This is a genomic window from Streptomyces sp. NPDC104761, from assembly GCF_055583445.1.
The window spans coordinates 466879-486846 of sequence record NZ_JBVJNZ010000005.1 but is presented as its reverse complement, the minus strand read 5'-3'; the positions used below and the strand labels follow the sequence as shown (position 1 = coordinate 486846).

Genomic DNA, 19968 nt, shown 5'->3' with positions numbered 1-19968 from the left:
TTCGACTCTTCTTTGGAGAAAGACCCACCTGGTTTTGTTCTTCTTCGCTTGCTTGACGCCTCCCATCGCTCTCCCCCCCTTTCCTCCCCCCCCCCCGGCCCCCCCCCCCCCCCCCCGAGGCAGCCGGGTGACATTTCGCCGAACCGGCCCGACGATTGACCTTGCCCGCCAGTATGGCGCGGGTGACGTCCCACACAGCAGACCTCTGGTATCACTACGGCCGTATGCGCCACGCCACCGATCGGACCGTGCCCGACGACTTCCACTGGAACTGGGCTCAGGACGGCGGGCCGGGGGCGGAGGTTCTCGGGGATCTGACCGGGCTGTGGGTCGGGGATCTCGGCGCCGGGTCCGCTCGTCACGCCGCACACCTGGCAATGCACTACCAGCCCGTCCGGGTCGTCGCCGTCGACGCGTCACCTGCCCAGCACGCCATGGCCTTCGACCTCTACGGCCACCTGACGCCCCCTCTTCGCATCGTGCGGTCCGACGCGGTGACCCACCTCCACTCGTCGCGGGACACGTACGACGTGTTGTACAGCGTCTTCGGTGCCGTCGACTTCACCGAGCCGCGAGATCTGCTGCCGGCTGCGGCGTGGGCGCTCCGGCCTCGCGGGCGACTGGTGTTCTCCACCCTCGGTCACTACCTCAACGGTGCGTCCGCGCAGCCCGATGTACGGCATGGCGACATCTCGGCGAGGACGCAGGACGGTGAGGAGACAACGATGCGCCGCTGGGTGCTCCAGGAACAGGTGTGGACCAAGCTGCTGGACGAGGCGGGGTTCACGGATATCGGCGTCGACGTACTTCCGGGCGGAGAAGGACCCCGCACCGCTGAAACGCTGCTGGTGACCGCGTACAGGTCATCCTGAACTCCTCGGGGGAAGGCGGCTGGGCATCGCGCCGTACCGAAGCCTGGAAGGACGTCATGCGGCGGGGCGCGGGCCGGGGCTGCGGGCGGTAAAAGACCTAAGAACCCGGGGAAATAACCCACCAACCGACCAAACCTCGCCTTCGTCACACGGGCGGGTGAATCCGGTCGGTGTGGCTGGCGCTTCGGTGGGTCGGGCGGGCAGTCTCGCCGCAGGCAACATCCACAAGCCCATACATGCTTCGGCCCCCGCCGGGACTGGCATCCCAGTGCGAGGGCCTGACCAACGAGGAAGAGAAGAGCTTCCCCATGGCTGAGAAGAAGCCTATCCCTGCGCCGCTCCGGAATCACGGCGTTCGGCCGACGGCCACCCACTCCGGTGTCACCCACGTACGCACGTACCAGTCGGGCCAATACGTCGTCGTAGGCAACCACCTCGCCCAGCATCGCGAGCTGTCGCTGACCGCGATCGGACTGGGCACCCACATCCTGTCGCTGCCGGAGGGCGCCCCGGTCGACATCCGCAGTCTCGCCGACCGCTTCCCCGAGGGGCGGGACCGGATCGCCTTCGCGCTGCGGGAGTTGGAGACGCACGGCTGCCTGGAGCGGGTGCGGGAGCGCACCGAGGCGGGGCGGTTGTTCACCCGGACGTATGCCCACCACACCCCCGGCGGCGCAGGCACGGCGCGAGGCCGGACGCGAAGCGCTGCGGCGGCCCGTCCCTCGGCGGACGACCGGCAGGCACCTCAGGAGGACGACCGAGACGGCACCGGGCCGGTGGCCGCAGACGCACGGGCGACCTCCGTCCCTGCCGAGCCCCGGCCCGAGCCCGATCCGGACCCCGCGCCGCCCGCAGTGCCCGAGCGACGCACCGAGGCGGCCCACGACCAGCCCGCCGCGCCGGTTCCGTCCGCCGTGGAGACGCGCCCCGACGCACGTCACGAGAAGGCTGCTGCCCTCCTCGCGGCGCTGCGCCGTACCGACGACCGCCTCACGCTCTCCCCGCGGGACGTGAACCGGCTCGCCCCCGCTGTCACCGCGTGGTTCGACCGTGGTGTCCCGGCAGCCGTCGTACACCGCGCCCTGACCGCTGATCTTCCCGTGGACATGCGACGCCCGGCCGGTGTGCTCGACTACCGTCTCCGTGAACTGCTGCCCGCGCACCTGCCGGCGATTCCCGCACCGTCCGCCGTACCGGCGGATGTCCGGGGCGGCCGCCGCCGCACGCACCCCTTCCAGACCTGCGACGGCTGCGAACGCGCCTTCCGCGCACCGGCGCCCGGCCGCTGCCGTGACTGCAGGCATCGTCTGGCAACGCCCGCCGTTGCCTGCGCGGCCTGAGCGGAGCCCGGCAGATGACCGTGACAGCCTCGGTTCGTTCGTTCTCGGCCACTCCTCCAGCCGGAGGGCGTTCCTATGCTTGCGCCATGGATCAGGATCTGGAGCGGGCAGCCGTCCCCTGACCAAGGCCGGCGGCTCGCTCTTCCTCTACCTCGCCCTGGACCGCGCCCGCAGCAACCTCGCACTGGCCCGGCACAGCCTCAAGAAGCTGGAGGCCGAGCTGGAGGTCTGACCGGTCGGCGCCGTGGCGTCCCGCCCGCCCGTGCGCGGGTCGGGGCGCCGACGCCTAGTCGGCAAGGGCGCTGCTGTGGCGGGCGTAGCGTAGGGGGCATGACGAAGTACGGCTCCTTTCCCGGTACGCGGCCGCGGCGGCTGCGGACCACTCCCGTCATGCGGCGCATGGTCGCCGAGACCCGGCTGCACCCCGCGGACTTCATCCTCCCGGCGTTCGTCAGGGAGGGGGTGAGCGAGCCGGTGCCGATCGCCGCCATGCCCGGCGTCGTGCAGCACACCAGGGACAGTCTGAAGAAGGCGGCCGCGGAGGCGGTCGAGGCGGGCATCTCCGGGATCATGCTGTTCGGGGTGCCGGAGGAGGGGAAGAAGGACGCCCTCGGGACCCCCGGTACCGACCCGGACGGGATTCTGCAGGTCGCGCTGCGGGACGTGCGCGCCGAGGTCGGCGACGACCTGCTCGTGATGTCCGATCTCTGTCTCGACGAGACGACCGACCACGGGCACTGCGGGGTCCTCGACGCCGAGGGCCGCGTCGACAACGACGCCACCCTGGAGCGGTACGCCGAGATGGCCCAGGTGCAGGCCGACGCCGGCGCCCACGTCGTCGGGCCCAGCGGGATGATGGACGGGCAGATCGGCGTCGTCCGCGACGCGCTCGACCAGATCGGCCGCGAGGACGTCGCGATCCTCGCCTACACCGCGAAGTACGCCTCCGCCTTCTACGGCCCCTTCCGGGAGGCCGTCGGATCCTCGCTGAAGGGCGACCGCAAGACCTACCAGCAGGACCCCGCCAACGTGCGGGAGTCGCTGCGGGAACTCGCCCTCGACCTGGAGGAGGGGGCCGACATGGTGATGGTCAAGCCGGCCGGGCCCTACCTCGACATCCTCGCGCGGGTCGCCGACTCGGTGGACGTGCCGGTCGCCGCGTACCAGATCTCCGGCGAGTACTCGATGATCGAGGCCGCCGCCGAGAAGGGCTGGATCGACCGCGACCGCGCGATCCTGGAGACCCTGACCGGCATCAGGCGGGCCGGTGCACAGAACATCCTCACCTACTGGGCGGTGGAGGCCGCCCGGATGCTGGGCTGACCGCGGACGCCAGACCCGGGCGCCGGGCCCAGGCCGGGATCGGCGCCGGGCCGGACGCGGGCCGCGGAGGAGGACGGGCCCTCGTCGCGTACGCCCTGGCCGTCGCGGCAGCCGGTGAGGGCGGTCGCGGCGGCCAGCGCCAGGGCGGCCGCCGCGAGGAGACGGCGGCGGCCGGGGGCCGGGGCGGAGTGCGTGGCGGACATGCGAGGGCTCCCTTGACGATCTCGGCGTGGTCGGCGGTCCCGAAGCATCCTCAGCCTGTGGTGCGGCCCGGCCGAACCGCCAGACTTCACGGGCGATTCGGGACGCCTGAGCCCGGTCCACCCCGCTGAACTGCGCGGATCACGCCGCGTGGGACGGCGGCACGGGACGACCGAGCACCCCGGAACACGGATCCCGCGCCGCTCGTCCGCATCGCGGAATCACCGGTGTAGACGGCACGTACCTCTCTACGCTCCCGCCAAGACGAGGACCAGCCCAAGGAGCCGTCCGTGACCCTCACCCCTGTCCCCGCCCCGCTTCCCCCGCTCGCCGCGCGGTCCCGGACCGTCGGCGGGTCGCCCGTGCGGGAGATCCTCGCGGTCACCGCCCGGCCCGAGGTGATCAACTTCGCGGGCGGGCTCCCCGCCCCCGAGCTCTTCGACCGGGAGGGCATAGCCGCCGCCTTCCGTGCGGTCCTCGAGGAGGCGCCGGAGCGGGCTCTGCAGTACTCGACGACCGAGGGCGAACCGGCGCTGCGGCAGCGGCTCGCGGCACGCGTCTCCGCGCGGGGCCTGCGCACCGAGGCCGACGACCTCCTCGTCACCACCGGCTCCCAGCAGGCCCTCTCCCTCCTCGCGAGCGCCCTGATCGACCCAGGCGACACGATCCTCGTCGAAAGCCCCTGCTACCTCGCGGCACTTCAGGTGTTCGGGCTGGCCGGCGCACGCGTGCTGCCGGTGCCCGGGGACGCGGACGGCGTCGACCCGGCCGCCCTGGAGGAGCTCATCCGCGCCGAACGGCCCAAACTCCTCTACCTCGTCCCGACCTTCCAGAACCCCACCGGCCGCACCGTGCCCGCAGCCCGCCGCGCCGCCCTGGCCACGACCGCCGCCCGGCACGGCCTGTGGATCATAGAGGACGACCCCTACGGAGAACTGCGCTACGACGGCGACCACGTCCCCTGGATCGCGTCCTTCCCCGGCGCCGAGGACCGGACGGTCCTGCTCGGCTCCTTCTCCAAGGTCATGGCCCCCGGCCTCCGGCTCGGCTGGCTCCGCGCCCCCGGCGCCCTGCGCCGCGCCTGCGCGGTGGCCAAACAGGCGGCCGACCTGCACACCCCGACCCTCAACCAACTCGCCGCCGCCCGCTACCTGGACGTGCTCGACGCCCATGTCGCCAAGGTGCGCGCGGTGTACGGCGAACGCCGGGACGCCATGCTCGCCGGCCTCGCCGACGCCCTCCCGGCCGGCTCCACCTGGGACCGGCCCGAGGGCGGCATGTTCCTCTGGGCCAGGCTCCCGTCGTCGTACGACACCACCGCGCTGCTCCGCCGGGTGGTCGAGCAGAACGTGGCCTACGTCCCCGGCGAGCCCTTCTACGCCGCCGGCCCCGACCGCTCGACGCTGCGGCTGTGCTTCGTGACGCAGACACCGGAGCAGATCGCGGAAGGGCTGCGGAGGCTGGCCAAGGGGCTGGGCAGCTAGCCGAGGCCGGGGCTCAGTCCCACCAGAAGTGCCACAGCCGCTCCCCGACCAGCTGCTCGGCGTACGACGAGAGGGTGTCGTCGGCGCCCGGCAGCACGGTGTACGGGCAGAAGGCGAAGTGCTCGGCGGCGACCGCCTCCGCCTCGTCGAGGTCGGCGGGCGGGGCGGCGACGGACAGCGCGAGATGGTCGAAGCCGAGCGCCACCAGCCGGACGCCGAACCGGTCCTCCCAGGAGCGCAGCACCGCGGACAGCCGGGCCACGTCCTCCTCGTAGTTCACCGGGCCGCTCCAGCCGATGGCCGCCGGTATGTCCGCGCTGCGCCGGGCGGACACCAGCGCCAGATGCGGCTCCTTCAGCCAGGGCCGCCCCTGGCTCAGCGCGTCGGCGACGTCCGCGGCCCGCGAGTCCGGGTCGGCGACCAGCACCGCGGAGGGAGCGAGCCCCGGCCACTCCTCGCCCTCCGGCGGGTCCTCCTCCCAGTAGTCCTCCAGCACCTCGTCGGCGTCGTGGTCCCCCGGGTACGACGTCTCCCCGGGGGCGAAGTCCCAGTCGTCGAGCTCGGACACGTCGATGAGCACCGGCAGCAGCCCCGCCCGGGCGGCCGGCGCACCCAGCGCGGTCCAGGTCCCGGGCCCGGCGGGCTGCCCGGCGTACCACAGCAACGGCTGGTGCCAGGGGCCGTCCAGCGTGTCGTCGAGCAGTGTCCCGGGCGGGAGTTGGAGCCCTAGTGACCGACCACTCGGGTCGGTTGCCAGCTTGGGCAGCGGGTTGGGAAGAGTCGCCATGGCGATGACTGTAAGGGGCGGCACTGACAACGCCGTCGGCGGTCCGCAGGGCAACGGAACGGCCCGTCCTCTCCGGGGAGAGGGCGGGCCGTTCACGATCGGTCTCAGAGCCGCTCGGGCGTCCTGATGCCCAGCAGCGCCATGCCCTGGTGCAGGGTCCGGGCCGTGATGTCGCACAGGAGGAGGCGGTTCTCCACCTGCTGCGGGGTGTCGGCCTTGAGGACCGGGCACTTGTCGTAGAACGACGTGTAGAGGGACGCCAGCTGGTACAGGTACGCGGCCAGCTTGTGCGGGGCGTACTCCGCCGCCGCCTCGAAGACGGTGTCGCCGAACGCGTCCACGTGCAGGCCCAACGCCCGCTCCGCCGCGTGCAGTTCCAGCTCCGGGTGGGCGGCGGGCCGGACCTCGCCCGCCTTGCGGAGGATCGACCGGATCCGGGCGTACGCGTACTGGAGGTACACGGACGTGTCGCCGTTCAGCGAGACCATCTGGTCCAGGTCGAACTTGTAGTCCCGGTTCGGCGACGTCGACAGGTCCGCGTACTTCACGGCCCCGATGCCGACCTGCTGGGCCCGCTCCTGGATCTCCTCCTCGGTCAGGTCCTGCGCCTTCTCCCGGACCACCTCGGCGGCCCGCTGCACGGCCTCGTCCAGCAGGTCCTCCAGCCGGACGGTCTCCCCTTCACGCGTCTTGAACGGCTTGCCGTCCGCGCCCAGCACCGTGCCGTAGCCCATGTTGTGCGCGGTCACCTCGTCGGTGAGCCAGCCAGCCCGCCGCGCCGCCTCGAAGACCATCTTGAAGTGCAGGGACTGCCGGACGTCCACGACGTAGAGGAGCGAGGTGGCGTGCAGGTCCTGGACCCGGTTGCGGATCGCGGTCAGGTCGGAGGCCGCGTAGCCGAAGCCGCCGTCCGCCTTCTGCACGATCAGCGGGACCGGCTGGTCGTCCTTGCCCCGGATGTCGTCGAAGAAGACGACCAGGGCGCCCTCGGAGCGGACCGCGACGCCCATCTCCTCCAGCAGCCGGGCGGTCTCGGGCATGCCGTCGTTGTACGCCGACTCGCCGACGATCTCGTCGTCCCGGATCTCCATGTCCAGCTTCTCGAAGACCGAGTAGAAGTAGACCTTCGACTCGTCCACGAACCGCTGCCACAGGTCGAGGGTCTCCTTGTCGCCGGACTGGAGGGCGACCACCCGCTTCCGCGCCCGCTCCTTGAACGCCTCGTCGGCGTCGAAGACCGCCCGGGACGCCTTGTAGACCCGGTTCAGGTTCGACATGGCCTGCTCGCCGTCCGTGTCGGTCTCCGCGGACAGCTCGTCCGGGTTCTCGATCAGGTACTGGATGAGCATGCCGAACTGGGTGCCCCAGTCGCCGATGTGGTGCCGGCCGATCGTCCGCTCGCCGGTGAAGTCGAGCATGCCGCGCAGGGCGTCGCCGATCACCGCGGAGCGCAGGTGGCCGACGTGCATCTCCTTGGCCACGTTCGGCTGGGCGTAGTCGATGACGGTGATGCCCGGGTCCGCCTTCGCCGCCACGCCGAGCCGGTCGCCGTCCGCGTACCGCGCGGCCAGGTTCTCGGTGATCGCCTTGTCGGAGAGGGTGATGTTGAGGAAGCCGGGGCCGGAGACCTCGACGTCCTGGATCAGGTCCGCGCCGGTGGTGATGTGGGAGACGACCTGCGTCGCCAGCTCCCGGGGGTTGGCCTTGGCCTTCTTGGCGGCGGCGAGGATGCCGTTCGCCTGGTAGTCGGCCCGGTCGCTGCGTCGCAGCAGCGGGTCGACGGTGGCCTCCGGCAGGGCGGCGGACAGGGCGTCGGTGAGCTGCTGGTTGACGGAGGCGCTGAGGGGCGTGACCGGGGCCATGGGGTGGGAGCCGTTTCTCCTCGTGGGGTTTGGTAGACGGGTCCAGTATTTCACGCGGGGTAAAGGGGTTTTCTCGGCTGCGAGCTCGGGAGCGGCGGTGTGCTGCCGGGCGCGGCGCCGTGGGGGCTGGTCGCGCAGTTCCCCGCGCCCCCCGGACGGCGGCTGCGCCGCCTCCCGGGTCCGGGCGCTTCGCCTCATGCTGGTCGCGCGCATGCGACGGAGCCGCACATCGATACAGCCCCGCGCCCCCAGACGGCGGCTGCGCCGCAGGTCCGGAGGCGTGCCGCAGTTCTCCGCGTCCGCAGAAGGGCGGCTGCGCCGCCGCTCAGGGGGTCTCGACAACCCGTTTTCGTGGATTCGGTCTTGGCTGGGACAATGGAGCGGTCAGCCGTGCGACCGTACCGGCTGTCCCACGCCAGAAAGAAGGACGTGCCGATCGTGGCTCAGAGCACCGAGACCACCGACTGGGTCTCCCGTTTCGCGGACGAGGTCATCGAGGAGTCGGAGCGTCGGGCCCCGGGCAAACCGGTCGTCGTCGCGTCCGGGCTCTCGCCGTCCGGGCCCATCCACCTCGGCAACCTCCGCGAGGTCATGACCCCGCACCTGGTCGCGGACGAGATCCGGCGGCGCGGGTACCAGGTCAGGCACCTGATCTCCTGGGACGACTACGACCGCTACCGCAAGGTCCCGGACGGGATCGCCGGCGTCGACCAGTCCTGGGCCGAGCACATCGGCAAGCCGCTCACCTCGGTGCCCGCCCCGCAGGGCTCCGCGTACCCGAACTGGGCCGAGCACTTCAAGGCCGCGATGGTCGAGTCGCTGGCCGAGCTGGGCGTGGAGTTCGACGGGATCAGCCAGACCGCGCAGTACACCTCCGGCGTGTACCGGGAGCAGATCCTGCACGCCATGAAGCACCGGGGTGACATCGACGCGATCCTGGAGCAGTACCGGACGAAGAAGGCCCCCAAGAAGCCTCAGCAGAAGGCCGTCGACGAGGCCGAGCTGGAGGCCGAGGAGGGCTCGGGCGCGGCGAGCGAGGACGACGGCTCGTCCGGCTCCGCCGGGTACTTCCCGTACAAGCCGTACTGCGGCGGCTGCGGCAAGGACCTCACCACCGTCACGGCGTACGACGACGACAGCACCGAGCTGACCTACACCTGCACCGCGTGCGGGTTCTCCGAGACCGTGCGGCTCAACGATTTCAACCGCGGCAAGCTGGTCTGGAAGGTCGACTGGCCCATGCGGTGGGCCTACGAAGGCGTGATCTTCGAGCCGAGCGGGGTGGACCACTCGTCGCCGGGGTCCTCGTTCCAGGTCGGCGGGCAGATCGTCGGGATCTTCGGGGGCAAGCAGCCCATCGGGCCCATGTACGCCTTCGTGGGCATCAGCGGCATGGCGAAGATGTCGTCCTCGCGGGGCGGGGTGCCCACCCCGGCCGACGCGCTGAAGATCATGGAGCCGCAGATCCTGCGCTGGCTCTACGCCCGGCGCAGGCCCAACCAGTCCTTCAAGATCGCCTTCGACCAGGAGATCCAGCGGCTCTACGACGAGTGGGACAAGCTCGACGGGAAGGTCGCGGACGGGTCCGCGCTGCCCGGTGACATCGCCGCGCACTCGCGCGCCGTCCGCACGGCCGCCGGCGAGCTGCCCCGGACGCCGCGCCCGCTGCCGTACCGGACCCTCGCCTCCGTCGCCGACATCACCGCCGGGCACGAGGACCAGGCGCTGCGCATCCTGAGCGAACTGGACCCCGCCAACCCGCTGGGCTCGCTGGACGAGGCCCGCCCGCGGTACGACAAGGCCGAGGCCTGGATCAACACCCAGGTGCCCGCCGACCAGCGCACCATCGTCCGCGACGAACCCGACGCCGAACTGCTGAAGTCCCTCGACGAGGCGTCCCAGCAGTCGCTGCGACTGCTGCTCGACGGCCTCGCCGAGCACTGGTCGCTGGACGGGCTCACCCACCTCGTCTACGGAGTGCCCAAGGTCCAGGCCGGGTTCTCCGCCGACGCCACCCCGAAGGAACTGCCGCCGGAGATCAAGACGGCCCAGCGGACGTTCTTCGCCCTGCTCTACCACCTGCTGGTCGGGCGGGACACCGGCCCCCGGCTGCCCACGCTGCTGCTCGCGGTCGGGCAGGAGCGGGTACGGGCGCTGCTCGGGGCGTGACGCCGGCATGAAGAAGGGGCCCTCCGCCGAGGAGGGCCCCTTCTTCACGCCGTACGCCGTGCGCGGCTCGCCTACGCGATGTGGTCGTCCTGCAGCTCCGCCGTGTGGCGGTTCGTGAAGCGGTTGACCATGCGGTCGGCCTCGCGCTGCGGGAGCGTGGTGCCGAAGGTCGCCTCCACGTCCCCCCTGAACTGGCTGGAGCTGGGGTAGCCGCCGTCTATCGACTTCTTGAAGACCAGGTAGAAGTCCTCCTCGGTCGGCTCCGGCGGGCCGCCGCCCTCGCCGAGCTCACGGGTGCGGCCCGGGCCGGACGGGATGGGGAAGCTGCCGGTCGTCTCCGACGGGGACTCTTCGGGCAGCGGCTGCTGCTCCTGGGGGAGCTGGTCCGGCGGGAACTGCTGCTGGCGCTGCGCCTGCTCGTACTCCTGCAGCTGGCGCTGGTACTGCTCCTGCTCCTGCTGGTACTGCCAGGCCGCGTACTGCTCCTCGGAGTACTGGGGCTCGTACGTCGGGTCGTAGTCGCCGTGGTACTCGATCTGCTGCGGGTTCCTGGCGTGCAGCCAGGGGTTGACCTCCGGGTCGGGCTGCGACGGCTCCGGCTCGGAGGCGTACACGGACTGCTCCGGGCGGGGCCCGGGGACCAGCTCCGGACGCTGCCCGCCGGAAGGCGCCGTCTGCTGGGGGGCGGGCGCGGCCCCGGCGGCACGACCGCCCGCAGCCGACTCGGCGGCGGGCAGCAGCGCCGGCAGGTCGATGCCCGCCGCCGCCAGGCCGTCCGGGGCCGTGTCCGCCAGCGGGACGCCGTACTTGGCCAGCCGCAGGGGCATCAGGGACTCCACGGGAGCCTTCCTGCGCCAGGCCCGGCCGAAGCGGGAGCGGAGCCGCGCCTGGTAGACGAGACGTTCCTGCTCCAGCTTGATGACCTGGTCGTAGGAGCGCAGCTCCCACAGCTTCATCCGGCGCCACAGGAGGAAGGTGGGCACCGGGGAGAGCAGCCAGCGGGTGAGCCGCACCCCCTCCATGTGCTTGTCCGCCGTGATGTCCGCGATCCGGCCGATCGCGTGCCGGGCCGCCTCGACCGCCACCACGAACAGCACCGGGATCACCGCGTGCATGCCCACGCCCAGCGGGTCCGGCCAGGCCGCCGCGCCGTTGAAGGCGATCGTCGCGACGGTCAGCAGCCAGGCCGTCTGCCGCAGCAGCGGGAAGGGGATGCGGATCCAGGTCAGCAGCAGGTCAAGGGCGAGCAGGACGCAGATGCCCGCGTCGATGCCGATCGGGAACACATAGGCGAAGTTCCCGAAGCCCTTCTTGATGGCCAGCTCACGGACAGCCGCGTACGAGCCGGCGAAGCCGATCCCGGCGATGATCATCGCGCCGGTCACGACCACACCGATGAGAACGCGGTGCATCCGAGTCAGCTGTATGGGCGCGGCCACCGGTACTCCCCTCCCCTTGCCAGTTGTTGCGCGCAACAGGGTGGCACATCAGTGCGGCGTACGTGTGGCCGGTCAGCCCTTCTTGGCTGACGACTTGGAAGGCGAGGGGGACGGCGAGGCCGACTTGGAGGCCGACTTCGAGGGCGTCGCCGCAGGTGAACTCGGTGCGGGAGCCGCGCCGTTGGCCGTCGCCACCGACGTCACCGCCTCCGCGGCCGCCTGCTGAGCCGCCTTCGTCAGAGCGGCCGCGTCCGGCGCCTTCGCACCCGCCAGACCCGCACCGTTGTAGTCGAGGGTGACGACGACGTTCGCGACCCGGGCCACGACCGTCTGCTGCTTGAAGGCGCCCTCCTTCTTCTTCAGGTCGTAGCGCACCGCCGTCGCCTGGTCCCCGGCCCCGGACACCGGCACCGACTTGGTGTTCTTGGCACCCGCCACCGACTGCGCACCCTGCACCTGGCTCGTGTAGTACGCCTCCGCCTGCTTCTCACCCGAACCCCGGCCGGCGTCCGAGTCGAAGCGCAGGAAGGAGATGTTGAGCCAGCGGAACTGCGAGCCCTTCACACCGTTGCTGTCCAGGCTGCTCCACGAGCAGCTGCCCCGCGTGGCCACGTCGTCCGACGTGCCCTCCTTGCCCGACTTCACACCCTTCGGCACCAGCGTGGTGAGCGTCTTCTTCGACAGCACCGCACACGGCTTCGGCAGCTTCGCGTACTTCGCCGCCTGAACGCCCGGCGAAGCCGCCGAGGAACCGCCGGCGTCGGTCGACCCGGCGGCGGAGGAGGAGTCCGAACCCCCGCCCGTCCCCTGCGCGGCGGCGTCCGAGTCCGAGGAGCAGGCCGTCGCGAACAGCGCCACGGCGGGGACGGCGGCCGCGCAGACGAGACCGCGGCGCAGGCGCCCTGCCCGCCGCTGTGCCCTCCGCCCGTTCCGGGCATGCTGGTCGTCTGGCTGGACTGCTACTCGCTGCATGGTTCCTTCACTCATACGTTCGGGGTTCCTGCGGTCGGATCGGGTCCGAGGGGCCACAGTACGCGGTGAGGAAGCTGTGCGGTTCCGGTTCAGGTCCTTTGCGGGCGGGGTGCGGAGGGCATGCCCGAGCCCTCAGCCGTTGAGGGCCTCGGCCAGCTGTCCGGCCAGATTCTGCGCCCTGTCCTGCATTTCCTTGCTGTCCGGCACGGTCCCGGTGGCCATCGGCTGCTCCTCGTACACGATGGTCACGACGACGTTCGACGTGCGGAACACCACAGTCACCGTCCGCTGTTCGGCCGTCGAACCCGAGCCGCCGAGCTGGTCGTCGAGATACGCCTCGTCGCCGAGATCGGAGAGGGTGCGCGGCTGGAGACCGGCCGGGGTGGCGGAGGACGAGGAGGACGGATCGACGGATCCGCTGGGGGACCCGGACGGCGACCCGGAGGACGACGCGGACGAGGACGCGGACGACGAGGTCGCGGACGGGGAGTCCGACGCGGACGTCGACGCCGACGCCGAGGCCGACGGTGATTCCGTCTCGGCCGGGCTCGGGGGCGCGGACTCGGGGATGTCCGCCGCCGACTCCAGCTGCGTGTAGATCGTCTGCGCCTCGCTGTCGTCGCTGACCGCGTTGTCGTACGACACCACACGCTCGAAATCGACGGACAGCCGGTCCGTGGCGTCGGTGGACTCGACCTTCCAGTGGCAGCCGACCTTGCGGTCGGTGTCGTAGGTGAGCGCCGCGTCGCCCGCGTACGCCTTGTCGCGCTGTTGCTCGTCGGTGATCTGGGCGATGCCCGGCAGGAGCGAGTCGAGGGTGTCGTGGCTGACCGCGCCGCAGGCCTCCGGGAGGGTGCGGTACTTGCCGGGCTGGGCGGCGACGGTGGAGGTGCTGGTGTCCGCGTTCTTGTCGCTGGTGTCGTCGCCACCGCTGGAACCGCTCGTGCAGCCGGCCAGCAGGGCCGCGAGAAGGGCGGCGATGCCGGTTACGTACGCCTTCCGCTGCACGGTCAGGCTCCTTCCGTTCACTGGTCCGCTCGGTCCTGCTCCAGTGTCCCCGCTGGTTAATCGCTTGCCGCAGCGGGGCGCCCCCTGGAGACAATGTCTATCGCACGCACTGCTGTGAACGCCGGTCCCCTGTCTGGTTTCCTGACCTATGGCGCCGCATTTGCGTTTCGTTGAAATTAAAGCTTTTTGTCCTTTTTGTTGTGCTGTCCGTGGGGGAATGAGGAAGACATGTCGTACGTGGAGATGCCGGGCGCGAAGGTGCCGATCCGGATGTGGACCGACCCGGCGACCGTCGAGGACGTGGCGCTCCAGCAGCTGCGCAACGTCGCGACCCTGCCGTGGATCAAGGGTCTGGCGGTGATGCCGGACGTCCACTACGGGAAGGGTGCGACGGTCGGGTCCGTCATCGCGATGCGGGGTGCGGTGTGCCCGGCGGCGGTCGGCGTGGACATCGGCTGCGGCATGTCCGCGGTGAAGACGTCCCTCACGGCGAACGACCTGCCGGGGGACCTGTCCCGGATCCGCTCGAAGATCGAGCAGGCGATTCCGGTGGGGCGCGGGATGCACGCGGATCCGGTGGAGCCGGGTGACGTCCACGGGCTGCCCGCGACCGGGTGGGGGGAGTTCTGGGGGCGGTTCGACGGGGTGGCCGAGGCGGTGAAGTTCCGGCAGGAGCGGGCCGTCAAGCAGATGGGAACGCTCGGCGCCGGCAACCACTTTGTCGAGGTGTGCGTGGATACGTCCGATGCGGTGTGGCTCATGCTGCACTCCGGATCCCGGAACATCGGCAAGGAACTCGCCGAGCACCACATCGGCGTGGCCCAGAAGCTTCCGCACAACCAGGGGCTGGTCGACAGGGACCTCGCCGTCTTCGTGGCGGAGACCCCGCAGATGGCGGCGTACCGCAACGACCTTTTCTGGGCACAGGAGTACGCGAAGTACAACCGCACGCTGATGATGGCGCTCCTGAAGGACGTGATCCGCAAGGAGTTCAAGAAGGCGAAGCCGGTCTTCGAGCCGGAGATCTCCTGCCACCACAACTACGTGGCGGAGGAGCGGTACGACGGCATGGATCTGCTGGTGACCCGCAAGGGCGCGATCCGGGCCGGCTCTGGCGACTACGGCATCATCCCGGGTTCGATGGGCACCGGTTCGTACATCGTGAAGGGGCTCGGGAACGAGAAGGCCTTCAACTCGGCGTCCCACGGCGCGGGTCGGCGCATGAGCCGGAATGCGGCGAAGCGGCGCTTCTCGACCAGGGACCTGGAAGACCAGACGAGGGGCGTGGAGTGCCGTAAGGACTCCGGCGTGGTTGACGAAATCCCGGGGGCCTACAAGTCGATCGACCAGGTCATCGACCAGCAGCGGGACTTGGTGGAGGTCGTCGCGAAGCTGAAGCAGGTTGTCTGCGTGAAGGGCTGATGCGAAAGGCCCCCGGTCGGCACCAGGGGCCTCGTCGGCTGATCGTCGGCTACTTCGCGTGCCGGACCGCGTAGATCATCACGAAGGCGATGATGTGGATGCCGAAGAGGAAGTAGGCGAGGAAGTACCAGACCTGGCGTTCGTTCTTCGTCTCCTGCTGCAGGCGGTCCTTTTCCAGCTGCTTTTCCAGGGCGGTCGTGGGGTCGTCCTCTGCCAGCATCAGAGGTCCCGGTGGACCTTGGTGTTGGAGGCCTGGGCGCGGGGGCGGACGACGAGGAGGTCGATGTTGACGTGGCTGGGGCGGGTCACCGTCCAGGTGATGGTGTCGGCGACGTCGTCCGCGGTGAGGGGCTCGGCGACGCCCTGGTAGACCTTGGCGGCCTTCTCCTCGTCGCCGCCGAAGCGGGTCAGCGCGAACTCGTCCGTCTTGACCATGCCGGGGGCGACCTCGATGACCCGCACCGGCTTGCCGACGATCTCCAGGCGGAGGGTCTCGGCGAGGACGTGGGCGCCGTGCTTGGCGGCGACGTAGCCGGCGCCGCCCTCGTAGGTGGCGTGTCCTGCGGTGGAGGAGACCACGACCACCGTGCCGTCGCCGCTCTCCTCCAGCTTGGGGAGCAGGGCCTGGGTGAGGTTCAGGGTGCCGATGACGTTGGTCTCGTACATCGTGCGCCAGTCGGCCGGGTCACCGGTGGCGACCGGGTCGGCGCCGAGGGCTCCGCCGGCGTTGTTGACGAGGACGGAGACCGTGGTGAAGGCGGTGGCGAACTCGTCCACGGCCGCGCGGTCCGTGACGTCGAGGGGGTAGGCGGTGGCCTGGTGGCCGGCGTCGTTGATCTCCTTGGCCAGGGCCTCGATGCGGTCCTCCCGGCGGGCGGTGAGGACGACGCGGTAGCCGGCCTCGGCGAGCCGGCGGGCGGTGGCGGCGCCGATGCCGCTGCTGGCGCCGGTGACGACCGCGATGCGGGAGGGGGCCATGGGGTTGCTCCTCGGCGGGGTGTGTTCGTGCGGTTTGCTCTGGTGAGTCTAGGCGCCGTGGCTGGTGCGGAACGGGGCGGCCGCGGGCCGGTGGGGGTCTCCGTCGGCACGATCACGTCAGTTCCTGGGTGCCCACATGATCACCGCCATGCCCGCCAGGCAGACCGCCGCGCCTGTGATGTCCCAGCGGTCCGGGCGGTAGCCGTCGGCGACGACGCCCCAGAGGATCGAGCCGGCCACGAAGATGCCGCCGTACGCGGCGAGGATGCGGCCGAAGTGGGCGTCGGGCTGGAAGGTGGCGACGAAGCCGTAGGCGCCGAGGGAGAGGATGCCGCCGGCGACCCAGAGCCAGCCGCGGTGTTCGCGTACGCCCTGCCAGACCAGCCAGGCGCCGCCGATCTCGAAGAACGCGGCGACGACGAACAGGGCGGCGGAGCGGAGGATGAGCATGCGTGCAGGGTGCCACGTGCGGCGGATGTCACCTGATGGGGGGCGCCTGTGGCCGGGTCCGGGTGGCATACATCCGTACGAGAGCAGGGTTACGGATGCCTGAGTCGGACGGGACGGGTGGCATGGCGATGCGTCGTGGTGGACCGGCGGTGGCCGGTGCGGTGGCGGTGGCGGTGGGTGTGCTGGTCGTGGGCGGCGGCGGTGCCGCCTGGGCCGGCAGCGCGGATCTGGAGGTGCACGGGTCCGCGGTGCTGAGCGGGGACCTGGTGGAGGTCCGAGTGACTCCGCGCAACCACGGGCCGGACGGTGTGACCGGGGCCAGCGTGCGGCTGGCTTCGTCGGCGCCGCTGGCCGACTCGCAGCAGCTGCCGGGCGGGTGTGCGCGCACCGGTGACCGGGAGGTGGTGTGCGAGACGGGGCCGCTGGCGGTCGAGGTGCCGGGGGAGGAGCTGGTGGTGCCGGTACGGCTGCGGGAGCGGCCCGGGGAGGTGCGGCTGGCGGTGGACGTGGTGTGGGGCGGCGGCGCGGTGGACCAGGACCGCACGAACGACGAGCAGCGGGTGCTGGTGCTGGCGACGGGGGATCCGTACGCGTTCTGATCGGCGGGGCCGGGTTCAGGTCAGTGCCGCTACGAGTTCCCGGGCGAGCGGGCCCGAGGACGCGGGGTTCTGGCCGGTGAAGAGGTTGCGGTCGACGACCGTGTAGGGCTCCCAGGCGGGGCCCCGTGAATACTCGGTGGGCAGCTTCTTCAGCTCGTCCTCCAGCAGCCACTTGGCCCTGTCGGCGAATCCGACGCCGGCCTCCTCCTCGTTGCAGAAGCCCGTCAGGCGGTAGTTCGCGAAGGGGGTGCCGCCGTTCGCGTCGCGGGTGGCGAGGATGGCGGCGGGGGCGTGGCAGACGATGCCGAGGGGACGGCCGGAGGCGAGGGCGTCCCGCAGCAGCGCGCCGGAGTCCGGGTCGGTCGAGAGGTCCTCCATCGGGCCGTGGCCGCCGGGGTAGTAGACCGCGTCGTAGTCCTCCAGGCGGATGTCGGTGAGGGGGACGGCGTAGCGCAGCTCCTCCGCCTCCTCGATGACGGCCTCCTCGCGCAGGGAGTTCTCCTCGCCGCCCGTCATCCGGGGCCGCAGGCTCATGGTGTCCACGACGGGTACGACCCCGTGCGGAGTGGCCACGGTGACGTCGTGTCCGGCGTCGGTGAACACGCGGTAGGGGGCCACGAACTCCTCGGCCCAGTAGCCGGTGGGATGTCGGTGCCCGTCCTTGAGGGTCCAGTAGCTCGCGCCGGTCACCACACACAGGATCCTGGCCATGGCACGCTCCTCCGGGACACGTTCTTGGGGATGCGTTCACATGCGCCCATCAAGTCTGGGCGGGGATTCCGGGGGCCGCAACTCAGGGCCGCCGTCCGGGAAGTGCGCCGGCCGTTCCGGTGACGGGTGCTGTCGTGACGTGATCAGGCACTGGGGGTGGCCGGCCTGAGGTACGGCACGTTCGAGCGGCTCTGGGCGCGGCGGCCTGCTTCAGGCCGGCTACTTCTTCCACATGTAGTCCTCGGCGGCATCGGTGATCAGGTCCTTGACCGCCTGCGGGTGGGAGATGAGGGACACGTGCGAGGAGTTGATCTCCACCGTCTTCCGGGCGTGCGCGCGTTTCGCCTCGAACAGTTCCAGGGCCGGGTTGACCGCTTGGTCCTGCCTGCCGACGAGGGCGTACACGGGCTTGGTGTGCCAGGCGGCGCCGGTGAGCTTGTCGGTGAACGCCGACATCGCGACCGGGCGCTGGGTGGCCGCCATGACGGCGGTCTGGCTGGTGGGCAGGTCCGCGGCGAAGACCTGGTGCAGTTTGGCCGGCTGGATGTACAGGTCCGTGCCGGTGCTGCCGGCGCCGGCCTGGAAGGGCACCTGCTTCAGGGCCTTGCTGAGGGGCGCGGGGGCGAACTTCGCGGCGAGGGTGGCCTGCGACTCTCCCTTGTCGGGCATGACCGCGTCGATGTAGACGAGGGCCTTGACGTTGTCGTTTCCGACGGCCGCCTGCGAGATCACCTCTCCCGCATAGGAGTGGCCGACCAGGATGACCGGTCCCGTGATGGATTTCAGGAAGCTCGCGAGGTAGGCCGAGTCCTGGGCGACGCCGCGCAGCGGGTTGGCCGGTGCGGCCACCGTGTAGCCGTTCTGCTGGAGCTTCTGCACGACACCGTTCCAGCTCGACGCGTCGGCGAAGGCGCCGTGGAGGAGCACGATGGTGGGCTTCTCCCGGCCGGGGTCGCCGGCCGGACCGCCGGCCTGTGCCGTCATGGGGACCAGGACCGAGGTGGTCCCCGACAGTGCCAGCAGTGCCGCGCCCCAGCGGGCGGCCTGCGCGGTGCGGCGGGGCCTGCCGGACTTGCGGGAGGCACGGGAGACGTGGGGGGAGCGGGATATGTGCATGCCGGTCCTTCGGGGCGGGAGCGTCGGGCGACGCCCGGGATTCCAGCGTCGAGGAGACCCGTCGGCGTGTCCCCGTGCGCGGGCCGTCCGGGTGAACGGCCGACCGCGCCCCCGGGACCCGCGGTCCGGCGCCGCCCGCCGTGCTCAGGTGGAGCCGGCCGTCGTCCCGAAGGTCACCCGGTAGTAGCAGGCGCCCTTGCAGGGCATGGTCGCCCCGTCGTCGAAGGCGTAGGAGTATGCGTAGGGCTCGGCGCGCTTGAAGACCTGCGTGTAGTCGACCGGCCACTTGGCGGGGACGCAGTTCTCGCGGCCCGCCCAGGCGCCGCGGCAGCAGTAGGTGTCGCCGCCGAACGCCGCGCAGGGCGGCTTGCAGCCGATCTCCTCACCGCCGGAGAGGGCCTGCATGGCCTTGGGGCAGTCGACGTCCGTGGTGCAGGTGCCCCGGTAGCAGCCGGAGGCGCTGACCGGGTCGGTGGTCGTGGTGTGGGAGACGTTGATGTACATGGGCAGGTTGGCGCCGTCGACCATGCTCACGTCGTAGAAGTCCATGCCCGCGTAGGCGTCGAAGGTGAACTCGCCGAGGGTGGTGGGCGGGTTGCCGCCGCTGCAGACGCTGGTGCAGTCACCGGAGGCGCAGGGGCCCGCGGCCGTTCCCTCGGTGCATCCGGTGCGGCCCCAGATGCGGCCGCCCCAGGTGTTCGCCACGGTCACCGAGAGGCTCTGGCCGGGGGCGAGCCTGCGGCCGGCCGGGTAGACGGAGGTGTGGGTGACGACCGCCCACACCGTCTGCGGGGTCCTGTTGACGACGGTGATCAGGCGTCTGCCGGCGGCGGCGGCGGTGGTGGGCCGGCCGGCCTGGACGGTGGCCGCGGGGGCGGCCGGGGTCCTCGCCGGCGCCGACGGCTTGGGGCGGGCCGACGCGGAGGGGGACGCGCTGCGGCTCGGCGACGGTGACGGTGACGACGACAAGGCGGGCGCGGTGTCCGAGGGGCCGGTGGGGAGGGCCGCGGCGGCCGTCCGGCGGCCCGGGTGCGCGGTGGGGGTGCCGGCGGGTGTCCCCATGCCGTAGGTGACGATCACGGTGGCGGCCGTCGCGAGGGCGGCCGCGCCGGCGTACCACCAGCGGCGTCGCGGTGGTCTCGCGCCGTGTCTCCTGCGTCCTCGTGCCATCCTGGTGCCTTCCTCGGGCGGTACCTGACGTGTGCCTGCCTCTCGGTGACCTCCTCGGTGGGGGC

Annotated in this window: 20 protein-coding genes; 8 read left to right on the top strand and 12 right to left on the bottom strand. The window is 71.3% G+C overall.

Annotated features, from left to right (window positions below):
• The first annotated feature begins 173 nt into the window (after positions 1-173).
• From ACZ63F_RS17730 to hemB, 4 genes are all read left to right on the top strand, one after another.
• Positions 174-872 (top strand): class I SAM-dependent methyltransferase, encoded by a 699-nt coding sequence (locus tag ACZ63F_RS17730; RefSeq protein ID WP_469712062.1) that lies wholly within the window; start codon positions 174-176, stop codon positions 870-872.
• A gap of 308 nt (positions 873-1180) precedes the next feature.
• The gene (locus ACZ63F_RS17725) at positions 1181-2212 is read left to right on the top strand and encodes a helix-turn-helix domain-containing protein (protein WP_469711999.1); all 1032 of its coding nucleotides are present in this window, start codon (positions 1181-1183) and stop codon (positions 2210-2212) included.
• 79 nt (positions 2213-2291) lie between these two features.
• Positions 2292-2444 carry a hypothetical protein gene (locus tag ACZ63F_RS17720; protein ID WP_469712063.1) on the top strand — a complete coding sequence of 51 codons (153 nt, stop codon included), beginning with the start codon at positions 2292-2294 and terminating at the stop codon, positions 2442-2444.
• Between the two features lie 98 nt (positions 2445-2542).
• Complete coding sequence (gene hemB, locus ACZ63F_RS17715; RefSeq protein WP_093499926.1) at positions 2543-3535, top strand: porphobilinogen synthase; 993 nt, start codon at positions 2543-2545, stop codon at positions 3533-3535.
• On the opposite strand, the gene ACZ63F_RS17710 is transcribed toward hemB, so the two are convergent.
• Positions 3499-3738, bottom strand: a complete 240-nt coding sequence (locus tag ACZ63F_RS17710; RefSeq protein WP_469711997.1) for a hypothetical protein — start codon at positions 3736-3738, stop codon at positions 3499-3501. The genes hemB and ACZ63F_RS17710 overlap by 37 nt on opposite strands.
• A gap of 288 nt (positions 3739-4026) precedes the next feature.
• Here ACZ63F_RS17710 and ACZ63F_RS17705 point away from each other — a divergent pair, with 288 nt between their 5' ends.
• Complete coding sequence (locus ACZ63F_RS17705) at positions 4027-5220, top strand: aminotransferase-like domain-containing protein (RefSeq protein ID WP_469711995.1); 1194 nt, start codon at positions 4027-4029, stop codon at positions 5218-5220.
• 13 nt (positions 5221-5233) lie between these two features.
• Here ACZ63F_RS17705 and ACZ63F_RS17700 read toward each other — a convergent pair whose 3' ends face one another.
• Complete coding sequence (locus tag ACZ63F_RS17700) at positions 5234-6007, bottom strand: DUF4253 domain-containing protein (protein WP_469711993.1); 774 nt, start codon at positions 6005-6007, stop codon at positions 5234-5236.
• Between the two features lie 104 nt (positions 6008-6111).
• Positions 6112-7869, bottom strand: coding sequence for an arginine--tRNA ligase (gene argS / locus ACZ63F_RS17695; RefSeq protein ID WP_469711992.1), 1758 nt, complete (start codon positions 7867-7869; stop codon positions 6112-6114).
• A 429-nt stretch (positions 7870-8298) separates the two neighbouring features.
• Between argS and lysS the strand changes: the two genes are divergently transcribed.
• Positions 8299-10038: a lysine--tRNA ligase gene (gene lysS, locus ACZ63F_RS17690; protein WP_469711990.1), complete on the top strand. Its 1740-nt coding sequence runs from the start codon at positions 8299-8301 to the stop codon at positions 10036-10038.
• A gap of 71 nt (positions 10039-10109) precedes the next feature.
• On the opposite strand, the gene ACZ63F_RS17685 is transcribed toward lysS, so the two are convergent.
• From ACZ63F_RS17685 to ACZ63F_RS17675, 3 genes are all read right to left on the bottom strand, one after another.
• A complete protein-coding gene (locus ACZ63F_RS17685) occupies positions 10110-11450 on the bottom strand; it encodes a DUF2637 domain-containing protein (RefSeq protein WP_469711988.1) in 1341 nt (446 codons plus the stop codon).
• Between the two features lie 99 nt (positions 11451-11549).
• Entirely contained in the window at positions 11550-12449 is a 900-nt protein-coding gene (locus ACZ63F_RS17680; protein ID WP_469711987.1) for a DUF3558 domain-containing protein, read from the bottom strand.
• Positions 12450-12581: 132 nt separating this feature from the next.
• Positions 12582-13457 carry a DUF3558 domain-containing protein gene (locus ACZ63F_RS17675; RefSeq protein WP_469711985.1) on the bottom strand — a complete coding sequence of 292 codons (876 nt, stop codon included), beginning with the start codon at positions 13455-13457 and terminating at the stop codon, positions 12582-12584.
• A gap of 228 nt (positions 13458-13685) precedes the next feature.
• Here ACZ63F_RS17675 and ACZ63F_RS17670 point away from each other — a divergent pair, with 228 nt between their 5' ends.
• Positions 13686-14879 carry an RtcB family protein gene (locus tag ACZ63F_RS17670; RefSeq protein ID WP_469711983.1) on the top strand — a complete coding sequence of 398 codons (1194 nt, stop codon included), beginning with the start codon at positions 13686-13688 and terminating at the stop codon, positions 14877-14879.
• Between the two features lie 49 nt (positions 14880-14928).
• Here the strand turns inward: ACZ63F_RS17670 and ACZ63F_RS17665 are convergent, their stop codons facing one another.
• The 3 genes from ACZ63F_RS17665 to ACZ63F_RS17655 form a co-directional block, all read right to left on the bottom strand.
• Positions 14929-15099, bottom strand: coding sequence for a hypothetical protein (locus ACZ63F_RS17665; RefSeq protein ID WP_469711982.1), 171 nt, complete (start codon positions 15097-15099; stop codon positions 14929-14931).
• The gene (locus ACZ63F_RS17660; protein WP_469711980.1) at positions 15099-15857 is read right to left on the bottom strand and encodes an SDR family NAD(P)-dependent oxidoreductase; all 759 of its coding nucleotides are present in this window, start codon (positions 15855-15857) and stop codon (positions 15099-15101) included. The genes ACZ63F_RS17665 and ACZ63F_RS17660 overlap by 1 nt, the downstream gene beginning before the upstream one ends.
• Positions 15858-15974: 117 nt before the next feature.
• Entirely contained in the window at positions 15975-16307 is a 333-nt protein-coding gene (locus ACZ63F_RS17655) for a YnfA family protein (protein ID WP_351957381.1), read from the bottom strand.
• Between the two features lie 122 nt (positions 16308-16429).
• Here ACZ63F_RS17655 and ACZ63F_RS17650 point away from each other — a divergent pair, with 122 nt between their 5' ends.
• Entirely contained in the window at positions 16430-16906 is a 477-nt protein-coding gene (locus tag ACZ63F_RS17650; protein ID WP_352354050.1) for a hypothetical protein, read from the top strand.
• 15 nt (positions 16907-16921) lie between these two features.
• Here the strand turns inward: ACZ63F_RS17650 and ACZ63F_RS17645 are convergent, their stop codons facing one another.
• The 3 genes from ACZ63F_RS17645 to ACZ63F_RS17635 all read right to left on the bottom strand — a co-directional run bounded on the left by ACZ63F_RS17645 (position 16922) and on the right by ACZ63F_RS17635 (position 19903).
• The gene (locus ACZ63F_RS17645) at positions 16922-17617 is read right to left on the bottom strand and encodes a type 1 glutamine amidotransferase domain-containing protein (RefSeq protein WP_469711977.1); all 696 of its coding nucleotides are present in this window, start codon (positions 17615-17617) and stop codon (positions 16922-16924) included.
• Between the two features lie 219 nt (positions 17618-17836).
• Complete coding sequence (locus ACZ63F_RS17640; protein WP_469711975.1) at positions 17837-18733, bottom strand: alpha/beta fold hydrolase; 897 nt, start codon at positions 18731-18733, stop codon at positions 17837-17839.
• Between the two features lie 144 nt (positions 18734-18877).
• Positions 18878-19903 carry a thaumatin family protein gene (locus ACZ63F_RS17635; RefSeq protein WP_469711974.1) on the bottom strand — a complete coding sequence of 342 codons (1026 nt, stop codon included), beginning with the start codon at positions 19901-19903 and terminating at the stop codon, positions 18878-18880.
• Between the last annotated feature and the right edge of the window lie 65 nt (positions 19904-19968).